This is a genomic window from Streptomyces viridosporus T7A, assembly GCF_008704515.1.
GTDB lineage: Bacteria > Actinomycetota > Actinomycetes > Streptomycetales > Streptomycetaceae > Streptomyces > Streptomyces viridosporus.
In genome coordinates this window covers 4,172,240-4,192,603 of record NZ_CP023700.1, presented here as the reverse complement: position 1 = coordinate 4,192,603, position 20,364 = coordinate 4,172,240, and the positions used below count along the sequence as shown (strand labels likewise).

Sequence of the window (20,364 nt, the reverse complement as noted above, 5' to 3'; positions counted from 1 at the left end):
GCTCCTTTTGTTGGTAATGCCCTATATAAAGAATGACTCCGGACCCACAGGAACGGCTTACGGTGCCCTGACGGCTCGTAGGAAAAGCTGACGTCATAGAAAGAGACATGCACAGCTGCGTCGCGCCGGACTCACGACGAGCGTGAGAGCGGGCATGCGCGAACGTGACCGCGCGGGACCGCGCGGGACCGAGAACAACAGCCGTGGATCGAGGAGAGAAGCTGTGAGCACCGAGAACGAGGGCACTGCGGTACCCCCGGCCCCGTCCGCACCTCCCGTGCCGATGGATGCTCCCGCTGCTTCGGCACACCAGGAGCGTCCCGCTCCGGACGGGGCTCCCTCGACGGCCCCCCTGCCCCCGGTCCCGCCGGGTGCCCCCGGCTCCCCGGCGCCGCAGAACGGCCCCCCGGCCGGCCACGGCTCCCCCGAGCCCGGCCCCGGTCACGGCGCGCAGGGCACGCCCGTCCCCGAGGGGCCCGCGGGACCCCCGCCGCCTCCCGGCGCCTCCTGGCCCCCGCCCCCGGCGCCCCCGGCCTACGGGGCCGGCGGCGCCGGGCACGGGGCCGGCGGCTGGGGCTCCTCCTACCAGCAGCCGGCGCCGAAGAACGGCGGCGGACGCGGCCGTCTGATCGCCGGGGTCCTGGTGGCCGCGCTGATCGCGGGCGGCGCGGGCGGCGGCCTCGGCTACACCCTGGCCAAGGAGAACGACTCCCGCGGATCGACCACCGTCTCGGCGTCGACCAGCGGCGGGGACATCAAGCGCGAGCCGGGCACGGTCGCCGCCGTGGCCGCCAAGGCGCTGCCCAGCACGGTCACCATCGAGGCCGAGAGCAGCAGCGGCGAGGGCGGCACCGGCACGGGCTTCGTCTTCGACACCCAGGGCCACATCGTCACCAACAACCACGTGGTGGCGGACGCCGTCGAGGGCGGCAGGCTCTCGGCGACCTTCCCGAACGGCAAGAAGTACGGCGCCGAGGTGGTCGGCCACGCCCAGGGCTACGACGTCGCGGTCATCAAGCTCAAGAACGCTCCCGGGGACCTGAAGCCGCTCCCCCTGGGCAACTCCGACGAGGTGGCGGTCGGCGACTCGACGATCGCGATCGGCGCGCCCTTCGGCCTGTCCAACACGGTGACGACGGGCATCATCAGCGCGAAGAACCGCCCGGTGGCCTCCAGCGACGGCACCGGCAGCCAGGCGTCGTACATGAGCGCCCTGCAGACCGACGCGTCCATCAACCCGGGCAACTCCGGCGGGCCGCTGCTGGACGCGCAGGGCAACGTCATCGGCATCAACTCCGCGATCCAGTCCACCGGCAACGGCGGCTTCGGCACGGGGCAGGCCGGTTCGATCGGCCTGGGCTTCGCCATCCCGATCAACCAGGCCAAGTTCGTCGCCCAGGAGCTGATCAGGACGGGCAAGCCGGTGTACGCCAAGATCGGCGCGTCGGTCTCCCTGGAGGAGACGTCGGGCGGCGCGAAGATCACCGAGCAGGGCGCCGGCGGCTCCGACGCGGTCGAACCCGGCGGCCCGGCCGCCAAGGCCGGTCTGAAGCCCGGTGACGTCATCACCAAGCTCGACGACCGGGTGATCGACTCCGGTCCGACCCTGATCGGCGAGATCTGGACCCACAAGCCGGGCGACAAGGTCACGATCACCTACGAACGCGGCGGCAAGGAGCACACCACGGAACTCACCCTGGGCTCCCGCGTCGGCGACAGCTGACCCCACCCACGGGCACCGGACCCGTTACCCTTGTCCCCGCGCCGCCGATCACCGGCCGGCGCGGGGAGGCGTGCCCGAGCGGCCGAAGGGAACGGTCTTGAAAACCGTCGTGGCAGCGATGTCACCGTGGGTTCAAATCCCACCGCCTCCGCGCGATGAGCAGTGAGAACGGCCCCTGACCCGGTCATACGGTCAGGGGCCGTCGTGCTGTGCGCTGTCCGCCGAGCGCCACGTCCTCCCGTGGGCTCCCGCTCGACCGGGCCCGGACGGGGACACGAACGGGGCACGGACGGGGCGCGGACGGGGCGCGGACGGGTGCGCGCAGACCACCGCGTCCTCTGCGGGGGAGGTCCGGAGCCGGCCCGTGGACAGCCGTCCCCGGGGCGTGGTCGAAGTCCCCGACGGGATCGGCGGGCGGCTTCGGGCGGGGAGGTCGTGGCCGCGCGGGGGCGTGGACGCGGAGTGTGACGGGTGCCATGATCACGGGGCGTTCGGTGCGGATCCGGTGCGCGGGGAGGGGGAGTCGTGCGGCTCTGCATCGCCGTGTTCCTGGTGCTGACGGCGTCGCTCGTCGCCGCCTCGGGAGTGGCGGCCGTCGCCCGGGGCCGGGTGTTTCCCGGGAACCGGCGTCCGGTGCACCGTGTGCGCCTCCACGGGTGGGGCCGGTTGGTGGTGGCCGCCGCCTTGTGCTGCCAGCTGGTCTTCGGGCTGGTGGTCGGCGACATCGACCTCCGGCAGTGGGGGACCTTGACGGGCAGCGGACTCCTGCTGACCGGGCTCCTCATGATGCTGGTGAGCCGGCGCCCGGGCGGCCGCCGGCGGGACGACGGCATGCCCCGGCCATGACGGCGCCGCCCTCGGGGCGGTTCGAGGGCAGGTCGGAAGGGGGGCGCCTCGGGGGCGTGCCCCTTCGGCGCGGGGGCCTGCCCCCTCCGGCCCACCGTCCGGCCGTCCGTGGTTCAGGAGCGTTCGCGGGCGGGCGGGTTGTTCAGGCAGAGGGCGATGTTCCGGACCGCGGCGGTGAGTTCCTCGATCACCCGGGCCGCCTGCTCCGCGTTGTGGAAGGCCGGGCCTCCCGCCAGGGCCAGGTCCAGTTCCTGCGCCGACCGGAGGGCCGACCCGACGCTCTCGGCGGCGGGAGCGGGCGCCTCGGCCGCGGGGGGAGGCGCCGGTGCCACCGGGTCCGCCGCGGGTGCGCCGGTGGCCGCGGGGGCCGGCCGGTGCGGCGGCTCGGGCGCGGCCGGTGCCGACGGACCGGTCGGGGACGAGTCGTTCCCCGGCTCCTTCCGGTGCCCGTCGAACGGGGCGGGGAAGGCGCCGAAGTCACCGGTCACGGAGGTGCACTCCTCCTCCCCCGGCCGCGCCGACGCGGACTGCGCGAGCTGCGCGGGCTGCATGGACTGCGCGGGCTGCATGGATTGCGCGGATTGTGCGGGCTGCACGGGATGCGGGTCCCGGGAGGTCCGCGGGTCGTGGGCGGGCACGTCCGGGGCGTGACGCGTCCGGGGGAGGACGAAGTGCTCGAAACCCGGGAACGCGAGGGTGGCGGGGCGCGCGGCGGGACGCGGGTTGTACTCGGTCTGCCACTGCATGCGGTAGCAGTCGACCTGGTCGGCGCAGGAGGCGCGGGCGTGGAAGACGGCCGTGTCCTCCCCCAGGTCGGGGTACCAGAGGTTCGGCCCCGGGAAGCGCACGGTCCGCACCCGCGGCCTGATCGGCTCGGCGCACCCCATGCAGCAGCCCTCCGGCACCATGAGCGGGATGCCGCCGTTCTGCTCCGGCCAGCGGGGGCCGCCCTCCCAGCGGTACTCCCCGTGGTGGCAGGGCGGCAGCTCACCGCAGGCGCGGCAGACGGCGTGGTGCTCGGGGAGGACCCGCCAGTCGTGGCTGGCGGGAGCGCACCAGTGTTTCGGCGCGGAGCGGGGCAGGTTCTCGTTGCGCAGCACCAGCACCACCGGGCGCTTGTAGAACTCGGCCCGCTCGGGGGCCGGTTTGACCGTCTGGTTGTTGGCCCGTCGCAGTTCGTTGGCGTGCCACCACAGCTCCACGTGGTCACGCCAGGCCTTCTCGTAGGAGTCCGGCCACCGGTCGCTCGGGTAGCCGTTGATCTCCAGGATCCGCCACGCCTGCCGGTCCAGTACCACGATGGAGCCGGCCCGCAGTCGCATGTGCGTTCCGTTGTCCCCCTCGTCCGGCCAGTCGTGCCGACCGATACGGGTGGGCTGGTCTGGGAGCCACCTGCGAACCTGCATGTCATGCTCCTCGGCAACGAAACTTCATAGTTTCAACTGGGGCAGTGGGCAACATTCTGAACAATCAGGACGTTTGGGGCGGTGTAGACACGCGCACGCCGCTGGTGGAAGGTGTCCGCGCACGCCTTCCGCGGTGCGGCCCCCTTTCCCGGAAAGCCCCTTCGACCAGGTCTTTTCGCCTCCCGGACCGTCATCGGAACCGGTTTTCCGCGGACAGCGGGCCGGCGGTTCCGTACCCAGGCGATCCGGTCGGACGCTCACCCGTACGTGTGGCGAGACCCGGACTGACGTCACCCCATACGTGTGCATCATCGCGCGCGCCCGTCACCCCGTGCCCCACGACACGGCCGGTCCGGAGCTACGAGGCCGCCCGCAGCAGGCGCAGGTGGCCGATCTCCGTGACGTTCTTCATCAGCTCGGCGTTCACCCAGGCGAGCATGTGGGCCACGGTGTACGCCGGATCGTCCGACCGGGGGAACGGGGCCGTGGCGTCCAGATCGGCGTCGGTGAGGCCGTCCAGGGCCGCGAGCCATTCCGTGCGCAGCCCGCGCAGCCACCGCACGGTCGGTGCTCCCTCACCGGGCCAGGTGACGTCGGTCCGCTCCCGGGGGCGGTGTCCCCGCGCGTGGTCGAGGGCCACGCTCCACCACCAGCCGATGTGCCAGCTCACCCAGGCGACGGTGGGCACGGGGACGGGGTCGGGCTCGGTCTCCGCCCAGTCCGGCACCCAGGCGCCCTCCGGGGACCGGCGCACCGTCCAGCAGTGGGCCGCGGGCTCCCACAGGAAGTCCTCCGGCTCCAGCCGCTCGAGGTGGTACTCGAACAGGGACCAGGTCAGCTCGAACTGCCAGCGCAGCAGGCCGGTCCGGGTGGTGGGGGCGGGGGTGCTCATGCGGCGTCCTTCTGCGGTGCGGAGGAGGGTCAGAGTTCCTCGTCCTCGGCCAGCCGTTCCCAGGGCAGGTCCCGCAGCGCGGGCTCCGCGTCGCAGCCCGACGGTACGTGCGGGGCGGTCTGGAACCAGACGACGGTGAGGCGGGAGCGGTACAGCGCGCGGTCGTGGGCCGGGTCGAGCGCCTCGGAGCGGAAGCTGCCGACGCACGTCACGGCGGGCAGCACCTCCACGGGGCCGAAGGCGCCCGCGTACTGGTCGGGGTACTCGCGCGGGGGCGGGACCAGGTGGACGGGGGCTCCGGCGAAGGCCTGTCCGGCGGACCGGAGCAGCCGGTCGATCGTGCGGTCGTTGAGGGGCTTGCAGGGATACCCCTCGAGCAGTCCGCCGTACGTCGACGACATCCGCAGTTCGCAGAGGTCGACCGAGCGGCCGGAGGCGAGGACGACGCGGGCGAGTGCCATGGTCGGCACTCTAAGGCGGTGGCACATCGGGGTCTTTCGATTTTTCGGGGTGGGGGAGCGGGGCGAGGGGCAGGGCGGTCAGGGGCGGTGCCCGACCATCCGCGCCGCCGACGCGATCGTCGCGCGGGCCTCGCGTTCGGACAGGCCGGTGCTGCGGGCCGCGTCGACCAGGGAGGCCACGAGGGCGGGGCCGATGCCGTCCTCGTAGGCGCGGCAGGCCGCCCAGAACAGGCGGGTGTTGCGCTGGCCCTCGTGCGCCGCGAGGACGAACTGGACCAGTCCCCGGCCGTGTTCGCCGGTCGACGGGGGCGTCGGGCGGTGCGCGCGGGGCGGCGGGAGGAGCAGGCGCAGGAGGGCGGGCGGGCAGGCCGCCGGGGGCAGGTGCGCGGTGCCCGGGGCGGTGGTGTAGGTGCCGTGGTCGGTACGGGAGCCGGGGCCGACGAGGTAGCCGCCGGCGCCCCGGACGTCGATGCCGGGGGCGAGGCGGCCCGCGGAGTTGGGGACGACGACGTCCGGCGGGCCGCTCAGCCACAGGTGACGGCCGCCGCTCGGGGTCAGTACGACCACCGTGGCGGGGATCGTGAACGAGTGACGCAGCGTCAGTTCGCGCAGGGCGGCGGAGGGGTCCGTGCCGCCCTTCGTGTCCAGGTCGATGCCGATGAGGTGGTGCGGGGGCAGTCCGCAGGCGATGCCGTAGCCGGTGGCGCGGGGCGCGGCGGCGAACAGCTCGCGGATGCGGACGGGGTCGGTGGAGGCGTCGTGGACGCCGTGGCCCGAGCGGCCGCACTCGCCGTGGCAGGGGGCGGGGTCGGGGTCGTCGCGGTGCGGGGAGCGCAGGGCCGGGAGCTTCGTCCGGGACAGGGGGATGACGGCCAGACCGCGCTCGGCGGCTGACAGGGCGTGTGCGAGGGCCAGCGTCGCGCCCTGCCGGTCGGGGGTGGCCATATCTCTATATTCGTACGGGCGTTCGAAAAAGGAAAGGGGGGAGCGGGCGCGGCGCGCCGGGGTGGTGAGGGGACGGAGAGGTGCCGGAACGCTTCACCCCTTGCGGGGATCGGGGTGGTACCGCCCCTGTGCGGTCATGCCGGGGCGCGAGGGGGTGAAGGGGTTTATCGGCGGGTCGTCACGCTTCCGTGCGAAGAGCGCCTTCCGGGGTGGTTCGCGGGGAGGCGGTGGGCAACTCTGATCCCGCGACGTCGTGCACAGCGCCGGACGGGTCGGCCGACTCCTCCGGTACCAGCCGTACCGCACGCACAAGCGGCCACGAGCCGGTGCGTCCTTTGTTCTGGAGGGAACACAACATGGCAAGCATCCGTACCGCCCGTGTCATCGCCGCCGTCTCCGCCCTTCCACTCGCGGCCGCCCTCTTCACCGGTGTCGCGGCGGCGGACAACGGCGCCCTCGCGGACGACGGATCGAACGCGACGGCCACCGGCGCCGACGCCGGTGTCCTCGGCAGCGGGGTCGGCGGCGACAACTCCGGCAACTCGGCGACCACGCAGCAGCAGGCCATCGGCTCCGGAGCGGCGAACCAGAGCAACACCGCCCAGGTCGACGGTTCGGCGTTCACGGCCGTCAACCAGGGCAACGACAACGTGGCCATCAGCTTCAGCCCGCTGTGGTGAGGTGAGGGGGCCGTCGGTCCTCCGACGGCCCAGGGGTGTGCTTCGTGGGGTGCAGGGCGTCTGCGCGGCGGTGCTTCGGTACCGCCGCGCAGACGTGTGTGAGGCGCCGGACGCGGGACACCGGGCGGCGGCGGGGCCGGTTCCGGTGGCGCCGGGCCGCGCACCGGTGCCGCCCTCGGGGGCCACCCCCCCAGGGGCGAACCCGCAGGGTTCCGCCCCCTCTCCTCCACCTACAGGAGGTGCGGCGGGCCCCACCCCTACAACCTGAGGGGGACTCGGCTTCGGGACCTGCGGCCGATCCGCCGGACATGTCCCCGCTCATAGCGTTGAGCCATGACCACACCCGTCTGCACCAGCGCCTCGAACGCCGCCGCCCCCGCGGCGCAGACCCTCCCGTACCCGTCGTTCTCCTCGTACATGAGGGCCCGTCAGCCGGTGCTCCTGCGGACCGCCCGGTCGCTGACCGGGAACCCGAGCGACGCGGAGGACCTGCTGCAGACCGCGCTCGCCAAGACGTACGTCGCCTGGGAGCGCATCGAGGACCACCGCGCGCTCGACGGCTATGTGCGCCGGGCCCTGCTGAACACGCGGACCTCGCAGTGGCGCAAGCGCAAGGTGGACGAGTTCGCCTGCGACGAGCTGCCCGAGCCGGACCCGGTGCCCGGTGGCGACGACCCGGCCGAGCGGCAGGCGCTGCGCGACGCGATGTGGCGGGCGATCATGCGACTGCCCGCACGGCAGCGGGCGATGGTCGTCCTGCGGTACTACGAGGACCTGAGCGAGGTGCAGACGGCCGAGGTGCTCGGGGTGTCGGTGGGCACGGTGAAGTCGGCCGTGTCACGGGCGCTGGGCAAGTTGCGCGACGATCCTGAGCTGGGGTTTGTTCGCTCTTGAGGAGAATTGTCATGCCTCGGGGTGTGATCGATCGTCGCTCCCCTAGTGACATACCGCGTGGTATGTGCGCAGAATCAGCGCAACTCTTACCGCCGCGCAGGCAATGTCGCCCAGGAGGACGCCGTGCTGAGCACCATGCAGGACGTACCGCTGCTGATCTCGAGGATCCTGACGCACGGGTCGACGATCCACGGGACCTCACTGGTGACCACCTGGACCGGCGAGGACGAACCGCACCGCCGCACCTACGCGGAGATCGGCGCCCGCGCGGCCCAGCTGGCACACGCCCTGCGCGAGGACCTCGGCGTCGCCGGCGACGACCGGGTCGCCACCCTCATGTGGAACAACGCCGAGCACGTGGAGGCGTACTTCGCGATCCCCTCCATGGGCGCCGTCCTGCACACCCTGAACCTCCGCCTCCCGCCCGAGCAGCTCGTGTGGATCGTCAACCACGCCGCCGACCGGGTGGTCCTGGTCAACGGTTCGCTGATCCCGCTGCTCGCTCCGCTGCTGCCGCACCTGAAGACCGTCGAGCACGTGGTCGTCTCCGGCCCCGGGGACCGTTCCGCGCTGGCGGACGCCTCCGTGCAGGTGCACGAGTACGAGGACCTGATCGCCGGGAAGCCGACCGCGTACGACTGGCCGGAGCTGGACGAACGCGCCGCCGCCGCCATGTGCTACACCTCCGGCACCACCGGTGACCCCAAGGGCGTGGTCTACAGCCACCGTTCGATCTACCTGCACTCCATGCAGGTCAACATGGCCCAGTCGATGGGCCTGACCGACCGGGACACCTCGCTGGTCGTGGTTCCGCAGTTCCACGTCAACGCCTGGGGCCTGCCGCACGCCACCTTCATGACCGGCGTCAACATGCTGATGCCCGACCGCTTCCTGCAGCCCGCGCCGCTCGCCGGGATGATCGAGAGCGAGCGGCCGTCCCACGCCGCCGCCGTCCCCACCATCTGGCAGGGCCTGCTCGCCGAGCTGACCGCCAGGCCCCGGGACGTCTCCGCCCTCACCCAGGTCACCATCGGCGGCTCGGCCTGCCCGCCCTCCCTGATGGAGGCGTTCGACAAGCTCGGCATGCGGGTCTGCCACGCCTGGGGCATGACGGAGACCTCCCCGCTCGGCACCATCGCCCGGCCGCCGGCCCACGCCGTGGGCACCGAGGAGGAGTTCGCCTACCGGCTGACCCAGGGCCGCTTCCCGGCCGGCGTCGAGGCCCGCCTCACCGGCCCCGGCGGCGAGCGCCTCCCCTGGGACGGCGAGTCGGCCGGCGAGCTGGAGGTGCGCGGCCCGTGGATCGCGGGCGCCTACTACAACGGCCCCGGCGCCGAACCCCTGCGCCCCGCCGACAAGTTCAGCGAGGACGGCTGGCTCAAGACCGGTGACGTCGGCATCATCAGCCCCGACGGCTTCCTCACCCTGACCGACCGGGCCAAGGACGTCATCAAGTCCGGCGGCGAGTGGATCTCCTCCGTCGAGCTGGAGAACGCGCTGATGGCCCACCCGGACGTCGCCGAGGCCGCCGTCGTCGCCGTCCCGGACGACAAGTGGGGCGAGCGCCCGCTGGCCACGGTCGTCCTCAAGGAGGGCGCCACCGCCGACTTCGCCGTCCTGCGCGCCTTCCTCCAGGAGGAGGGCGGGATCGCCAAGTGGCAGCTCCCGGAGCGCTGGACGGTGATCGAGTCGGTGCCGAAGACGAGCGTGGGCAAGTTCGACAAGAAGGTGCTGCGCAGGCAGTACGCCGAGGGCGCGCTGGACGTCAGCCGGATCTGACCCCGGCCCGGACCGCACGCGCCGGGCGGTGGGCGGCACTCCCGCCCACCGCCCGGCGCACGTCCGTGCCCCGCGCCCGCCGACCTGCTGACGGGCGCGGGCGGCCCGGCGTCAGTTGGTGCCGATCCGCGCGAGCAGGTCGACGATCCGGGCCTGCACCTCGTCGTTGGTGGACCGCTCCGCGAGGAACAGCACCGTCTCGCCGGACGCCAGCCGCGGCAGGTCGGCCTGGTCGACGGCGGCGGTGTAGACGACCAGCGGGGTGCGGTTGAGCTGCCCGTTCGCCCGCAGCCAGTCGATGATCCCGGCGGACCCGGCCTGCCGCCGCCGCACCTGCATCAGGTCCAGCACCACCAGGTTCGGCCGGAACTGCCCCGCCAGCGCCACCGCGTCGGCGTCGCTCCCGGCCCGTGCCACCTGCATGCCGCGCCGCTCCAGCGTCGCGGTGAGCGCCAGCGCGATCTCCGCGTGCTCCTCGATCAGCAGCACCCGCGGCGGGTGCTGCTCGCTGTCCCGCGGCGCGAGCGCCTTCAGCAGAACGGCGGGGTCGGCGCCGTAGGCCGCGTCCCGCGAGGCCTGCCCGAGTCCGGCCGTGACCAGCACCGGCACCTCGGCGGCCACCGCCGCCTGCCGCAGCGACTGCAGGGCCGTGCGGGTGATCGGACCGGTCAGCGGGTCCACGAACAGCGCGGCGGGGAACGCCGCGATCTGCGCGTCGACCTCCTCGCGCGAGTGCACGATCACCGGCCGGTAGCCGCGGTCGCTCAGCGCCTGCTGCGTGGAGACGTCCGGCGCGGGCCACACGAGCAGCCGGCGCGGGTTGTCCAGCGGTTCCGGCGGCAGTTCGTCGTCCATCGGCTGCGGACGCGGCGTGTCCGCCACCTCGACGGCACCGCCCGGGCCGTCCAGCGGCTCGGGCCCCTCGGCGGCGTCCGCGTCCGGCGCGCCTATGGCGTAGGAACGCCCGGTGCCCTCGGTGGCCGGCGCGAGCCGGGACTGCCCGCCGAGCGAGTGCTGGGGCTGGGCCGGCGCGGGAGCCGGTGCCGGTGTCCGGGCGGGGGCGGGCTCGGCCGACGGGTGCGGACGCGCGCTCTGCTCGGCGCCCGCGACCGCGTCGGGACGCGTGCCGAGCTTGCGGCGGCGGCCCGAACCGCCCGGCTGCTGCGGGGGCGGCGTGGCCGACGGCAGCGGCTGCTGGACCTGAGCGGCCTGCCGGGTGAACGGCACGCCCTGGCCCAGCGTCCGCACGCTGATCGCCCGCCCCTGCGTGGAGTTCGGGTCCACCGGCACCGCGGCCTCGGCGGGCAACGGCTGGGCGGCCCGCTGCGCCGGCGCCGGAGCGCCCTCGGGAGGCAGCGGCGTGCCGGCGGAGGGGGTCGGCTGCGGCGGGTTCGGGGCAGGGGGGAGGGGCGCACCGGCGCCGGAGGCGTCTCCGGGGGCGGGCCACTGCTGCGGGGCCGGGGTGCCGTTCGGCGGAGTGGCCCCCTGACCCGGGGGCGCCTCGGCGGGAAGCGGCTGGGCGACGGCCTGCTGCTCGGCGGCGACGGGGACGGCCCGGGGCGGTGCCGGTGCCGGTGCCGGTGCGGGTGCCGGCGGCTGGGCCACCGGCGCCTGCCCGGGCACGGGCGCACCCTGCGGGGGAACGGCCGACGGAACGGGGGCGCCCTGCGGTGGGACCGGAGCTCCCTGGGGCGGGACGGCCGTCCCGCTCGGGGGAACGGGAGCGCCTTGGGCCGGAATCGGAGCACCCTGTGGTGGCACGGGGGCACCCTGCGGCGGGACAGTCGCCCCGCTCGGGGGAACGGGAGTGCCTTGGGCCGGAACGGGAGTGCCCTGGGCCGGAACCGGAGCACCCTGCGGCGGCACGGGGGCACCCTGCGGCGGGACGGCCGTCCCACTCGGGGCAACGGGAGCGCCCTGGGCCGGAACCGGAGCACCCTGCGCCGGAACCGGAGCGCCCGGCGATGAGGCGACCGCTCCGCTCGGGGGAACGGGTGCGCCCTGCGCCGGAATCGGAGCGACCTGCGGCGGAACGGCCATCGCCTGCTGAGGCACGGCCCCCCACTGCGCCGGAGCGCCCTCCCCGGGAGCAGCCTGCGCCGCACCCGCCTGGGCCGGTACCTGCACGGGCATGGGCGCGGGTGCGGGCAGGGCCGTCCCGGGGGCCTCCGTCGGCCGGGCGGCGGCCCGTCGGCGGCGGCCCGTGGGCGCGCTGGTGGGATGCGGCTGCGGCGGGGTGTGGTCGTCGGCCTGGTCGTGCGCGACGGCGTCATGGCGCCCGTCGTCGACCGGGGCGTCACCGGGAGCGGTCGGCACGGGCGCGCTCGCGTGAGGCGCCCCGTCCTCCTGCGGGGCCGCGGCCCGGCCGAGCACCTCGGCCTGCCCGGTCTGCCCGGCCTGCTCTCCCTGGTCCGCCTCGGCGGGCGGCAGCGCGAACACCGTACGGGGCGCGGCCTCCTGCGCCGCCGCGCGCTCGGTGGCGGCGGCCAGCGCACGCCGGCGCCGCCCCGTCGGCTGCGGCTGCTCCTGGACCGGGGCGATCTGGGGCGCGTCGGCCGGCCCACCGTTCCCGGGGGACGGCGCGGGCAGCGCCGGCGGCAGGGCCTGCTGCTCGCCGGACCCGTGCCGGGCACGCCGTCCGGAGGGCGTGGGCACCCCCTGCGGCGGTACGGTCCCGCCCAGCCCGGTGTTCGACGCGGCGGTCCCCGCCGCGTGCTCGGCGGCCGTGACGACGGCCCCCTCGGACACCCCAGCAGCGGCGCCCTCGAGCGCGGCGGCCGCCCGTGCGTCCTCGGCCGCCCGCCCGCGCCGCCGTCCGGTACCGCCGGAGGCCACCGCGTCCTCGCCGGGCGTCCGGACCGGAAGCTGCGGCCGCGCGGGCTCGTCGGGGGCGGCCGCCCGGCGCCTGCGCCGCCCGGTGGGCGCCGCGGCCTCCGCATCGGAGGCCTGCTGCGCGCCCGCCACCTCGCTCTCCAGGAAGGCGTCCACGGAGGCACGCCGTGCCCGTCGCCGTCCACCACCGGTGGACCGCGCGGCGTCATCGGCCGGAGCGGTCTCCTCGTCCGCCGGCGCGGCGGGTGCCTCGGTGGCCGGGACGGTCCCCGCCCCGCCCCCGATCGGCACTTCCAGGACGAACGCGCTGCCGCTCATCCCCGGCACCTCGTGCGTCTGCAGCACGCCGCCGTGCGCCCGGACGATCCCGCGCACGATCGGCTCGTGCACCGGGTCGCCGCCGCTGTACGGCCCGCGCACCTCGATGCGGACGACCTCACCGCGCTGCGCCGCCGCGACCACGACCGTGTTGTCCAGGTACCCGCCCGTCGAGACGGGGGTGTTGCCGGTCGCGTCGACGCCCGCGACGTCCGCGACGAGGTGCGCGAGGGCGGTCGCGAGCAGCCGGGAGTCGACCTCGGCCTCGATGGGCGGCGCGTGCACGGCGAACTGCACCCGGCCGGGCCCGACGAGCTCCACGGCCCCGTCCACGCCGGCGGCGACGACGGCGTCGAGCATCACCTTCGTCCGGGTGATGCCCTCGGCCCCGGTGTCGAGGCGCTGGTAGCCGAGGACGTTGTCGATGAGGGTGGTGATGCGGGAGTAGCCGGCCGACAGGTGGTGGAGCACCTGGTTGGCCTCGGGCCACAGCTGCCCGGCGTCGTCCGCGGCCAGCGCGGCCAGCTCGCGGCGCAGTTCCTCCAGCGGTCCCCGCAGGGACTGCCCGAGCAGGGTGAGCAGTTGTTCGTGCCGGGCGGCGAGGGCCTCGTAGCGGTCCTTCTCCCGCTCGCCGAGGGCGGCGTACCGCTCCTCGTTGGCGGCGAGTTGCTCCGCGTGCTGCTCGCGCAGCTCCTCCATCTCGGTGACGTGGCTCTGGCGCAGGGCGGTGAGCTCGGAGCCGTGCTCCTCGGCGAGGCGCTCCAGCTCCTCGGCGTGCCGCCGCTCGCTCTCCTCCTTCTCCTTGACGAGCGCGTCGTAGGGGCGCCGGTCGAGGAAGGTCATGACGGCGCCGACGAGCTGGTCGCCGTCGCGCACCGGCGCGGTGGTCAGGTCGACCGGGAGCTTGTCGCCGCTCTTGGCGTACAGCACCTGCCCGCGCACCCGGTGCTTGCGCCCGGAGCGCAGGGTGTCGGCGAGCGGGGACTCGTCGTAGGGGAAGGGGGAGCCGTCGGCGCGCGAGTGCAGGACGAGCGTGTGCAGTTCGCGCCCGCCGAGCTCGCCGGCCCGGTACCCCAGTATCTGGGCGGCGGCCGGGTTCACCAGGACGATCCGGCCGTCGGTGTCGGTCCCCACGACGCCCTCGGACGCGGCCCGCAGGATCATCTCGGTCTGCCGCTGCGACCGCGCCAGCTCCGCCTCGGTGTCGACGGTGCCGGAGAGGTCGCGGACGACGAGCATCAGCAGCTCGTCGCCGGTGTAGCCGTAAGTGTCGTAGTCCTGCTGGCCGTTCTCCAGGTTCGCGCTGGTGACCTCGACCGGGAACTCGCTCCCGTCGGTCCGCCGGGCGATCATCCGCGTCGGCTTGGTCCGCGCCCGGGGGTCGATGTGGTCGGGCCGCCGCATGGACCCCGGGATGAGCTTGGAGTCGAACTGCGGCAGCAGGTCCAGCAGCCCGCGTCCCACCAGGGCCGTGCCCGGGGTCTCGAAGGCCTCCAGGGCGATGGTGTTCGCGTTGACGACGGTCCCGTTGGCGTTGACCAGCACCAGGGCGTCGGGAAGCGCGTCCAGTATGGCTGCGAGGCGAGCAGCGCCTCGGGATGGCCTGCTGCTCACGAGACGCTTCCTCCCTGTTACCGCGACGTGCCGACCGCTCGGGCCATCTTGCCAACCTGCCCGCAACGTGTCACGCGAGGGAGTCTAAGGGCTGAGGTTGCGCTCGCGGCGCCGGATGGGGTGGAGGCCGCACGAGGAAGTGACGGCGATGTGACGTCCGGATCGCCCGGAACGCTCCACGGCCTGCGCCGACGCCGCCCGAACCTTCGCAGGACCTTTACCCGCCCCGGGTCCCTCCCCTCATCGCGTGCCCCGGAGCGTGCCCCGGCGCGTGTTCCCCGGTTCACGGGCGCCCCGTGGAGCGCACCTCGGGCAGCAGCGGTACGAGCCGGTCCCAGCGGGCGATCCCGCACCCGTCCCCGCGGTCGAACGCCGCGTCGACGGGACGCCCGGCCCAGGTGCCGGTGACGCGGGCGGTGGCCGGCCCGCCGTACTGCAGGGTGCAGACGGTGTCCCGCCGCACCGGGGCGAAGGCGTCCTCCCCCCACCGGGTGTTCCGGTCGACGGCGGCACAGGCCCCGGCGGGGTCGGGGTGACTGCCGCCGCTGGGCCGGCAGCGCAGCTCGTACGTCCCGTCCACCCCGTCGCCCGCGTCGCGCACGGTGACGGTGAGGCGGTCGCCGTCCGGCGGCATGTCCCGGGCGTACGACGCCGGTGCCGCGGACAGCGAGGCGAGGGCGGTGAGGGAGGCGGCGGCACCGACGAGGACCCGTCGCAGCCGGGGGGTGTCCGAAAGGTTGATCTGCAGCATGGCCTGATCAACGCGTGAGGAGACGGAACGTTGCGCCACCGCGACGTGCCGGTCGTAAGGGCTTTGCCCTGCGGGCTCCCTGCCTAGTACCGTGGGGGTCGATTGGTGACGGCCCGCGCGGCTGTGTCATCATCGGCACGCACCACCCGCTCGCGCTCGCGCGGAAGGGTGGCGCGGGGAGGCGTCGCCTAGTCCGGTCTATGGCGCCGCACTGCTAATGCGGTTTGGGCCTTAAAGCCCATCGAGGGTTCAAATCCCTCCGCCTCCGCCCCGATCACGAAGCCCCGGCCCGTCCGCCGGGGCTTCGTCGTTGCCACCCCCGTTACCGCCCTTATCCGCGTTTTCGCAGGTCACAAGGGGTGCGGTGAACGGATTTCACATGGCGGCGGCAGTCATGTAATGTTCTTCCTGTCGCCGCGAGCGGGCCGGAAGGGCCGGGAGCGGCGAGAAAATTGCAGAAACAGGCACTCGTAGCTTAACGGATAGAGCATCTGACTACGGATCAGAAGGTTGCAGGTTCGAATCCTGCCGAGTGCACACAGACCAGAGGCCCCGGAGTGATCCGGGGCCTCTGGCGTTCCAGCCCCTGGTGTTCCAGGGGCGTACAGCTCCGTCGCGCCGACGGTGCTGGTGGCACTCGGAAGTCCCGGGATCGCGCTGACTCTGCTCGGCACCGGAGGGTATGCGGCCGGGCGACGTGCCGGAGAGCGCTTCCGCCCGCCGCACCGTGGTCCGTGGCCTGAGCGCCTCGCCCCAGCCGGGGAGACCTGTCCCACCGCCGGGTGCCCAGCACACCGGAGGCCCTGGGACCACTCCCCAGGGCCTCCGGTCCTTTGCCGTGACGGCGGTGTCCGACGGCGACCGGCACCGGCCGACGGCTGTCGTCATCGGTCACTCGGCCTGGGGGATCGCCGGGATCGCTGAGATCACCGGGATCGCTGGATCGCCGGAATCCTAGGGCCCCGGCGTGCGGCGCGGCCATCCCTCACGCTCCGAGGTGCTCGGTTACGAAGGGTGAGGGACGGCCGCTGCGCGTCGGGCTCCCGGCAGGGAGCGCCGCGCCCGCCGGCGCCGGACGTCGGGGTCAGGCGTCGGGCGTCGGGATCAGGCGTTGTCCGCGGCCTTGCGGCGGCGCAGGGTGAGAACCGCTCCGGCGCCGAGTGCGACGGTGACGGCGCTCGTGAGGGCGAGCGGTGCCATGGCGGAGGACGTACCGGTCGCGGCGAGGCTGCCCCCGGCGCCGGTCCCGGTGGCCGCCTGCCGGGACGCCCCGCCCTGCGCCGAGGGGCCCGTGCCCGCGCCCGTGCCCTTGCCGGGCTCCGCGGTGACCGGCCGCTTGTCGTCGTCCTCGCCGGGACGGCCGGGCTCGGCTTCGTCGACGGGGCCGGGCTTGCTGCCCGCGGGCAGCAGCGTGAAGTCGTAGCGCTTCATCGGGCCCAGCACGCAGGGGCGGTACGCGTCGGAGGCGTCGCCGGCGAACAGGGCGAAGGCGTCGGCCGCCCGGGCCGCGGAGTCGACCTTCATCCGCAGCTTCACCTCGCTCTGCTCGCCCGGCTTCATGGTGTCGATGCGCGCGATGTGCTCGGGCTCGCTGCCGTTGAGGGTCCGCCAGCCGGAGCCGTTGGACCACTGCACCTCCAGGGGGTTCTTCTCGCCGCGGCCTTCGCTGTCCGCGTGGAAGAACACCAGGGGGTCCACCGCCAGGGTGCGCCGGGTTCCGTTGGTCACGCGCAGGGTGAAATCGACGGTGGTCCCCGCGACGACCTCGGACGGCAGCCCCACCGCGAGCGAGGTCAGCCCGTTCTCACGGACGCACTCCTCGGCGGTGGCGAGCGCTGCTTCGGCGGCCTCCTTGGTCTCGCGGGCCTTCTCGAGGGTGTCCTTGACCACGCCGTACTCGCGGACGGCCGCCACCCGGGCGTCGTCCAGTGCGGTGCGGGCCGCCTTGGCCGCGGCGTCGGCCTCCTGCCGGACCTCGACCGCCTTCGCCAGATCGGCCTCGGCGGCGTCGAGGGCTTGCTGCGCCTCGGCCTTCTCGGTGTCGCTCCCGGCCGCTTCGAGCGCGGCCTCGGCGTCCGCGACGGCCTTCTCGGCGGCGGCCTCGGCGCCGGCCGCTTCCTTGGCCGCCCTGTCCGCGGTGATCGTGGCCGCCTTGAGCGGGTGCGTGTCGGAGTCCAGGGAGTCCAGGGTGGCCTCGAGCTTCTTGCGCCCTTCCGCCTCGGCGGCGACGGCCTTCTCGTACGCCTTCTCCGCGTCGGCAGCCGCCTTCTCCAGCTCCGCGTACGTCGGCTGGTGCTGCGTCTGTGCCGCGGGCGTCCCGGCGGCGAGGGCCGGACCGGCGGTGAACAGCGCGACGGGCGCGGTCACCGCGACGGCGGCGGCCACGGCGAGGGAACGGCAAAGCTTCACTGGGAACCCTTCTTGCCGGAAGAGAAAAGGAGAACGGCCGCCGTGCAATGTGCGCAGGGCGGCTCGAATACCGATGAGTTTATGGCCGGGGTAAAGGAATGGGCTGGTTTTTCTTTCGGCCCGCGGTTGTCCCTGAGGGGGTTTCAGTCGGATGAAAAGGGCAGACGGGGACGGTTGTTCATGACGTCCACGTTCTTTTGTGATGCATGTCACTCGGGGGTGGGCGGTGCCTGCGCCGCGTCCTGGCCGCCGACCGGCACTGGCGCGTCTTCGACCGGAGCGGCCGTACTGCGGCGCCGAAAAGAAATGCCCGAGAAGAACCCGAGGAGAACCCGAGGAGAACCGGAGAAAGGCCGGAGAGGACCTGGTCGATCGCGTTGGACTCACCGGCGGTGAACGGGCCGCATAGCTGGCCCGGTGACCCCATGAGCGAGCTGGTGGAGCGGGTGGACGAGTTCGACCGGCTGGTCGGCGGGGCCGTCGAGGTGGGGGAGTCGACGGTGGACGTGGGGATCTCGCCCCGGATCCGGGGGAGGTCACGTGGTGGGGGTGGCTGACCGAGGAGGAACTGCGGCGGGCGGTCCGGCGGTGGGAGTTCGACGCGGACGGGGTGGTCGCGCTCGAGCGGTACCCGGCGGCCGGGCGGAGCGGGTGAGTCAGGGGCGGTCGTGCCGGCGGACGTCCTCGTGGTGGCGGAGCGTGTTGCGCAGGTGGCGGGTCAGGGCGGTGGCCGCCGCGGTGAGGAAGACGAAGGTGTAGAGGATCTGGAGGATGGCGACCAGGCGGGCCGTCTGGCCGTGCGGAGTGATGTCCCCGTAGCCGATGGTGGCGAGGGTGACCAGCGTGAAGTAGAGGGCGTCCAGGCGGGTGGTGAGCCCCTCGAGCTCGCCGGGGCGCTGGGCCAGCGCCTGGTAGGCGGTCGCGAAGACCAGCACGGACAGGCAGATCAGCAGGGAGATGACCAGGCCCGGGCGGGTGCCCGGGCGGTCGAGCAGGAGGCTGACGACCTGCCGCAGCAGCAGGAGGGCGATCAGCGCCAGGGCGAGGCCGAACAGGATCCAGCTCAGGACCGGGCGGTCCGGGCCCAGGCGGTCCAGGGGCAGCAGGAAGTAGGCGGTGACCATGGCCGTCAGGCCGCCCAGCTGGGCGAGCCAGGGCCAGATGGCCTCCCACGAGGGGAAGGGCGCGGCGCGGTCGCCTGCCATGGGCCTGCGGGGCGGGAGGCGGCCGGTGGCCCGGACGGCCTAGGCGGTCGAGGACTCGCGGCGCGGTGCGCACAGGGCCCAGATGATGAAGCCGTCGATGATGATGAGGGCGATCGACCAGACGGGGTAGTAGGGCAGCCACACGAAGTTGGCGATCATGCTCAGTCCGGCCAGGGCGACCCCCACCGCACGGGCCCAGGGGGCGCCGCGGAAGAGGGCGAGGCCGGCGGCCGTCACCAGGGCGCCGAGGATCAGGTGCACCCAGCCCCAGCCGGTCAGGCTGAACTCGTACGTGAAGTTGCGGGTGGTGACGAAGACGTCGTCCTGGGCGATGGCGGCGATGCCCTGGAAGATGGCCATGATGCCGCCGAAGGTCATCAGGGCCGCCGCGGCCACCGTCCAGCCCGTGGCCCACGTGCTCTCCGCCTCCCACCCGGCCCGCGGGCGGTGCGTACTACCGACGTTGCTCGCCATGTGTTCGACCTTTCGGAAGTCCCCCGAACGGTGCATCTTCTCCTTCAGGTTTGCACCTGGCGGAGCACCCGGCATCTCGGTGCCGCACCGCGCGCGGCCCGTCAGCCGGTGCGCCGGTGTTCTTCCAGGTGGCCCGCCGCCAGGGACGTCGCGCGCGTGAACCAGTCGTGCAGGACGGCGATCTCGTCGGGGGAGTAGTCGGCGAAGAGCGCGGCGAGACGGACGTAGTAGGGCTCGTAGAGCTTGCGCACGAGGACCACGGCGTCCGGCTGCGCGGCCACGCGGACGCGGCGGCGGTCCGCGGGGTCCGGGCGGCGGGTGATGTAGCCCACGCGTTCGAGGCGGTTGAGGATCCCGGTCATCGCTCCCGTCGTGACGTGGACGCGCTCCGCCAGCTCGCCGGCCGTGAGCAGGTTCTCCCCGGCCGCGATGACGAAGCCGAAGCAGGTCATGTCGGTCACGTTCAGGCCGGCCTGCTGGGCCATTTCCTGCTGACCCACCAGGTGGGTCGCGATGAGCTGGTCCATCGCCCACATCGCCTGCTCCTGGGTCGCGGGCGGGCGTGGAGTGGCGTGCATCCCGGGTTCCTCATTTCACTTAGCTCGTGAGATATTTCTTCCGTAAACTCCTCACGACGTGAGATGTTCGTCGTGGGGCACCGACTGCGTGAAGGGGCAGACGTGGGCGCACATCCATATGACCATGGGCACACGGTCGCCGGATGGACCGGTTTCGGGATCGTCACGGCCGGAGCGGCCGTACTGGGCCTGGGGGTCTGCACGGTGTCCGGCCCGCTGTCGGCCGTCGGGGCGGGGATCGTGGTGGTCGGCCTCCTCACCACCTGGGTGCTGCACCTCGCCGGCTGGGGCAAGGCGTCCGGGCCGCGGCCGAGGGAGCAGTGGGACTGGCGGGTGCGGGACCTGGAGGCACTGGAAGGGCACGCCCGGTGCCTCGGGTGCCGACTGGCGGGCCGGGGGCGGGGCGGCCGGGACGCGGCGCGGGTGGCTTCCGGCCGGGAGGCCGTTCCCGCGCCCCGGGGCGGAACCGCGGACGCGGATCCCGTGGGCACCGGCCGCGCCGGGGCCGAGCCGCCGCGCGGAGCCGTTGTCGGCGGTGGCCCCTAGGCTCGTCGGGG

The 20,364-nt window shown here is 73.9% G+C and carries 17 protein-coding genes and 3 tRNA genes; 10 read left to right on the top strand and 10 right to left on the bottom strand.

Annotation, left to right across the window (positions count from 1 at the left end):
• Nucleotides 1–223: 223 nt before the first annotated feature.
• The 3 genes from CP969_RS19450 to CP969_RS19440 all read left to right on the top strand — a co-directional run bounded on the left by CP969_RS19450 (nucleotide 224) and on the right by CP969_RS19440 (nucleotide 2,569).
• Complete coding sequence (locus tag CP969_RS19450) at nucleotides 224–1,723, top strand: S1C family serine protease (RefSeq protein WP_004986113.1); 1,500 nt, start codon at nucleotides 224–226, stop codon at nucleotides 1,721–1,723.
• 64 nt (nucleotides 1,724–1,787) lie between these two features.
• Nucleotides 1,788–1,874, top strand: a tRNA-Ser gene (locus CP969_RS19445).
• A 374-nt stretch (nucleotides 1,875–2,248) separates the two neighbouring features.
• The gene (locus tag CP969_RS19440; RefSeq protein ID WP_004986116.1) at nucleotides 2,249–2,569 is read left to right on the top strand and encodes a hypothetical protein; all 321 of its coding nucleotides are present in this window, start codon (nucleotides 2,249–2,251) and stop codon (nucleotides 2,567–2,569) included.
• A 113-nt stretch (nucleotides 2,570–2,682) separates the two neighbouring features.
• On the opposite strand, the gene CP969_RS19435 is transcribed toward CP969_RS19440, so the two are convergent.
• The 4 genes from CP969_RS19435 to CP969_RS19420 all read right to left on the bottom strand — a co-directional run bounded on the left by CP969_RS19435 (nucleotide 2,683) and on the right by CP969_RS19420 (nucleotide 6,273).
• Complete coding sequence (locus CP969_RS19435; RefSeq protein WP_026085051.1) at nucleotides 2,683–3,975, bottom strand: hypothetical protein; 1,293 nt, start codon at nucleotides 3,973–3,975, stop codon at nucleotides 2,683–2,685.
• A gap of 358 nt (nucleotides 3,976–4,333) precedes the next feature.
• A complete protein-coding gene (locus CP969_RS19430; protein ID WP_016825530.1) occupies nucleotides 4,334–4,867 on the bottom strand; it encodes a DinB family protein in 534 nt (177 codons plus the stop codon).
• Between the two features lie 29 nt (nucleotides 4,868–4,896).
• Nucleotides 4,897–5,328, bottom strand: coding sequence for a hypothetical protein (locus tag CP969_RS19425; protein WP_016825531.1), 432 nt, complete (start codon nucleotides 5,326–5,328; stop codon nucleotides 4,897–4,899).
• 78 nt (nucleotides 5,329–5,406) lie between these two features.
• The gene (locus CP969_RS19420) at nucleotides 5,407–6,273 is read right to left on the bottom strand and encodes a bifunctional DNA primase/polymerase (RefSeq protein WP_004986127.1); all 867 of its coding nucleotides are present in this window, start codon (nucleotides 6,271–6,273) and stop codon (nucleotides 5,407–5,409) included.
• Nucleotides 6,274–6,629: 356 nt separating this feature from the next.
• On the opposite strand from CP969_RS19420, the gene CP969_RS19415 reads away from it, so the two are divergent.
• The 3 genes from CP969_RS19415 (at nucleotide 6,630) to CP969_RS19405 (ending at nucleotide 9,626) form a co-directional block, all read left to right on the top strand.
• Nucleotides 6,630–6,953: a hypothetical protein gene (locus CP969_RS19415; RefSeq protein ID WP_004986130.1), complete on the top strand. Its 324-nt coding sequence runs from the start codon at nucleotides 6,630–6,632 to the stop codon at nucleotides 6,951–6,953.
• A 333-nt stretch (nucleotides 6,954–7,286) separates the two neighbouring features.
• The gene (locus CP969_RS19410) at nucleotides 7,287–7,847 is read left to right on the top strand and encodes a SigE family RNA polymerase sigma factor (RefSeq protein ID WP_016825532.1); all 561 of its coding nucleotides are present in this window, start codon (nucleotides 7,287–7,289) and stop codon (nucleotides 7,845–7,847) included.
• Between the two features lie 123 nt (nucleotides 7,848–7,970).
• Entirely contained in the window at nucleotides 7,971–9,626 is a 1,656-nt protein-coding gene (locus CP969_RS19405) for a long-chain fatty acid--CoA ligase (protein WP_004986134.1), read from the top strand.
• 111 nt (nucleotides 9,627–9,737) lie between these two features.
• Here CP969_RS19405 and CP969_RS19400 read toward each other — a convergent pair whose 3' ends face one another.
• Both CP969_RS19400 and CP969_RS19395 read right to left on the bottom strand, forming a co-directional pair.
• A complete protein-coding gene (locus CP969_RS19400; RefSeq protein WP_150474949.1) occupies nucleotides 9,738–14,390 on the bottom strand; it encodes a hybrid sensor histidine kinase/response regulator in 4,653 nt (1,550 codons plus the stop codon).
• 283 nt (nucleotides 14,391–14,673) lie between these two features.
• Nucleotides 14,674–15,141, bottom strand: a complete 468-nt coding sequence (locus tag CP969_RS19395; RefSeq protein WP_016825533.1) for an SSI family serine proteinase inhibitor — start codon at nucleotides 15,139–15,141, stop codon at nucleotides 14,674–14,676.
• A 177-nt stretch (nucleotides 15,142–15,318) separates the two neighbouring features.
• Between CP969_RS19395 and CP969_RS19390 the strand changes: the two genes are divergently transcribed.
• Both CP969_RS19390 and CP969_RS19385 read left to right on the top strand, forming a co-directional pair.
• Nucleotides 15,319–15,409 (top strand) — tRNA-Ser (locus CP969_RS19390).
• Between the two features lie 196 nt (nucleotides 15,410–15,605).
• A tRNA-Arg gene (locus CP969_RS19385) sits at nucleotides 15,606–15,678 on the top strand.
• A gap of 567 nt (nucleotides 15,679–16,245) precedes the next feature.
• Here the strand turns inward: CP969_RS19385 and CP969_RS19380 are convergent.
• On the bottom strand, nucleotides 16,246–17,550 hold the full coding sequence (locus CP969_RS19380; protein ID WP_026085053.1) for a hypothetical protein: 1,305 nt from the start codon (nucleotides 17,548–17,550) through the stop codon (nucleotides 16,246–16,248).
• 425 nt (nucleotides 17,551–17,975) lie between these two features.
• On the opposite strand from CP969_RS19380, the gene CP969_RS34260 reads away from it, so the two are divergent.
• A complete protein-coding gene (locus CP969_RS34260; RefSeq protein ID WP_016825535.1) occupies nucleotides 17,976–18,107 on the top strand; it encodes a hypothetical protein in 132 nt (43 codons plus the stop codon).
• Between the two features lie 99 nt (nucleotides 18,108–18,206).
• Here CP969_RS34260 and CP969_RS19370 read toward each other — a convergent pair whose 3' ends face one another.
• The 3 genes from CP969_RS19370 to CP969_RS19360 all read right to left on the bottom strand — a co-directional run bounded on the left by CP969_RS19370 (nucleotide 18,207) and on the right by CP969_RS19360 (nucleotide 19,807).
• The gene (locus tag CP969_RS19370) at nucleotides 18,207–18,755 is read right to left on the bottom strand and encodes a potassium channel family protein (protein ID WP_016825536.1); all 549 of its coding nucleotides are present in this window, start codon (nucleotides 18,753–18,755) and stop codon (nucleotides 18,207–18,209) included.
• A gap of 39 nt (nucleotides 18,756–18,794) precedes the next feature.
• On the bottom strand, nucleotides 18,795–19,229 hold the full coding sequence (locus CP969_RS19365) for a DUF7144 family membrane protein (RefSeq protein WP_004986153.1): 435 nt from the start codon (nucleotides 19,227–19,229) through the stop codon (nucleotides 18,795–18,797).
• 101 nt (nucleotides 19,230–19,330) lie between these two features.
• The gene (locus CP969_RS19360; protein WP_004986157.1) at nucleotides 19,331–19,807 is read right to left on the bottom strand and encodes a MarR family transcriptional regulator; all 477 of its coding nucleotides are present in this window, start codon (nucleotides 19,805–19,807) and stop codon (nucleotides 19,331–19,333) included.
• A gap of 102 nt (nucleotides 19,808–19,909) precedes the next feature.
• Between CP969_RS19360 and CP969_RS19355 the strand changes: the two genes are divergently transcribed.
• Nucleotides 19,910–20,353: an HGxxPAAW family protein gene (locus CP969_RS19355; RefSeq protein WP_099156156.1), complete on the top strand. Its 444-nt coding sequence runs from the start codon at nucleotides 19,910–19,912 to the stop codon at nucleotides 20,351–20,353.
• Nucleotides 20,354–20,364 lie beyond the last annotated feature (11 nt).

Excerpts from the sequence above, each read along its gene's own strand:
- CP969_RS19435 (WP_026085051.1), bottom strand. The coding sequence starts at position 3,975 with ATGCAGGTTCGCAGGTGGCTCCCAGACCAGCCCACCCGTATCGGTCGG.
- CP969_RS19430 (WP_016825530.1), bottom strand. The coding sequence starts at position 4,867 with ATGAGCACCCCCGCCCCCACCACCCGGACCGGCCTGCTGCGCTGGCAG.
- CP969_RS19425 (WP_016825531.1), bottom strand. The coding sequence starts at position 5,328 with ATGGCACTCGCCCGCGTCGTCCTCGCCTCCGGCCGCTCGGTCGACCTC.
- CP969_RS19420 (WP_004986127.1), bottom strand. The coding sequence starts at position 6,273 with ATGGCCACCCCCGACCGGCAGGGCGCGACGCTGGCCCTCGCACACGCC.
- CP969_RS19415 (WP_004986130.1), top strand. The coding sequence starts at position 6,630 with ATGGCAAGCATCCGTACCGCCCGTGTCATCGCCGCCGTCTCCGCCCTT.
- CP969_RS19410 (WP_016825532.1), top strand. The coding sequence starts at position 7,287 with ATGACCACACCCGTCTGCACCAGCGCCTCGAACGCCGCCGCCCCCGCG.
- CP969_RS19395 (WP_016825533.1), bottom strand. The coding sequence starts at position 15,141 with ATGCTGCAGATCAACCTTTCGGACACCCCCCGGCTGCGACGGGTCCTC.
- CP969_RS34260 (WP_016825535.1), top strand. The coding sequence starts at position 17,976 with ATGAGCGAGCTGGTGGAGCGGGTGGACGAGTTCGACCGGCTGGTCGGC.
- CP969_RS19370 (WP_016825536.1), bottom strand. The coding sequence starts at position 18,755 with ATGGCAGGCGACCGCGCCGCGCCCTTCCCCTCGTGGGAGGCCATCTGG.
- CP969_RS19365 (WP_004986153.1), bottom strand. The coding sequence starts at position 19,229 with ATGGCGAGCAACGTCGGTAGTACGCACCGCCCGCGGGCCGGGTGGGAG.
- CP969_RS19360 (WP_004986157.1), bottom strand. The coding sequence starts at position 19,807 with ATGCACGCCACTCCACGCCCGCCCGCGACCCAGGAGCAGGCGATGTGG.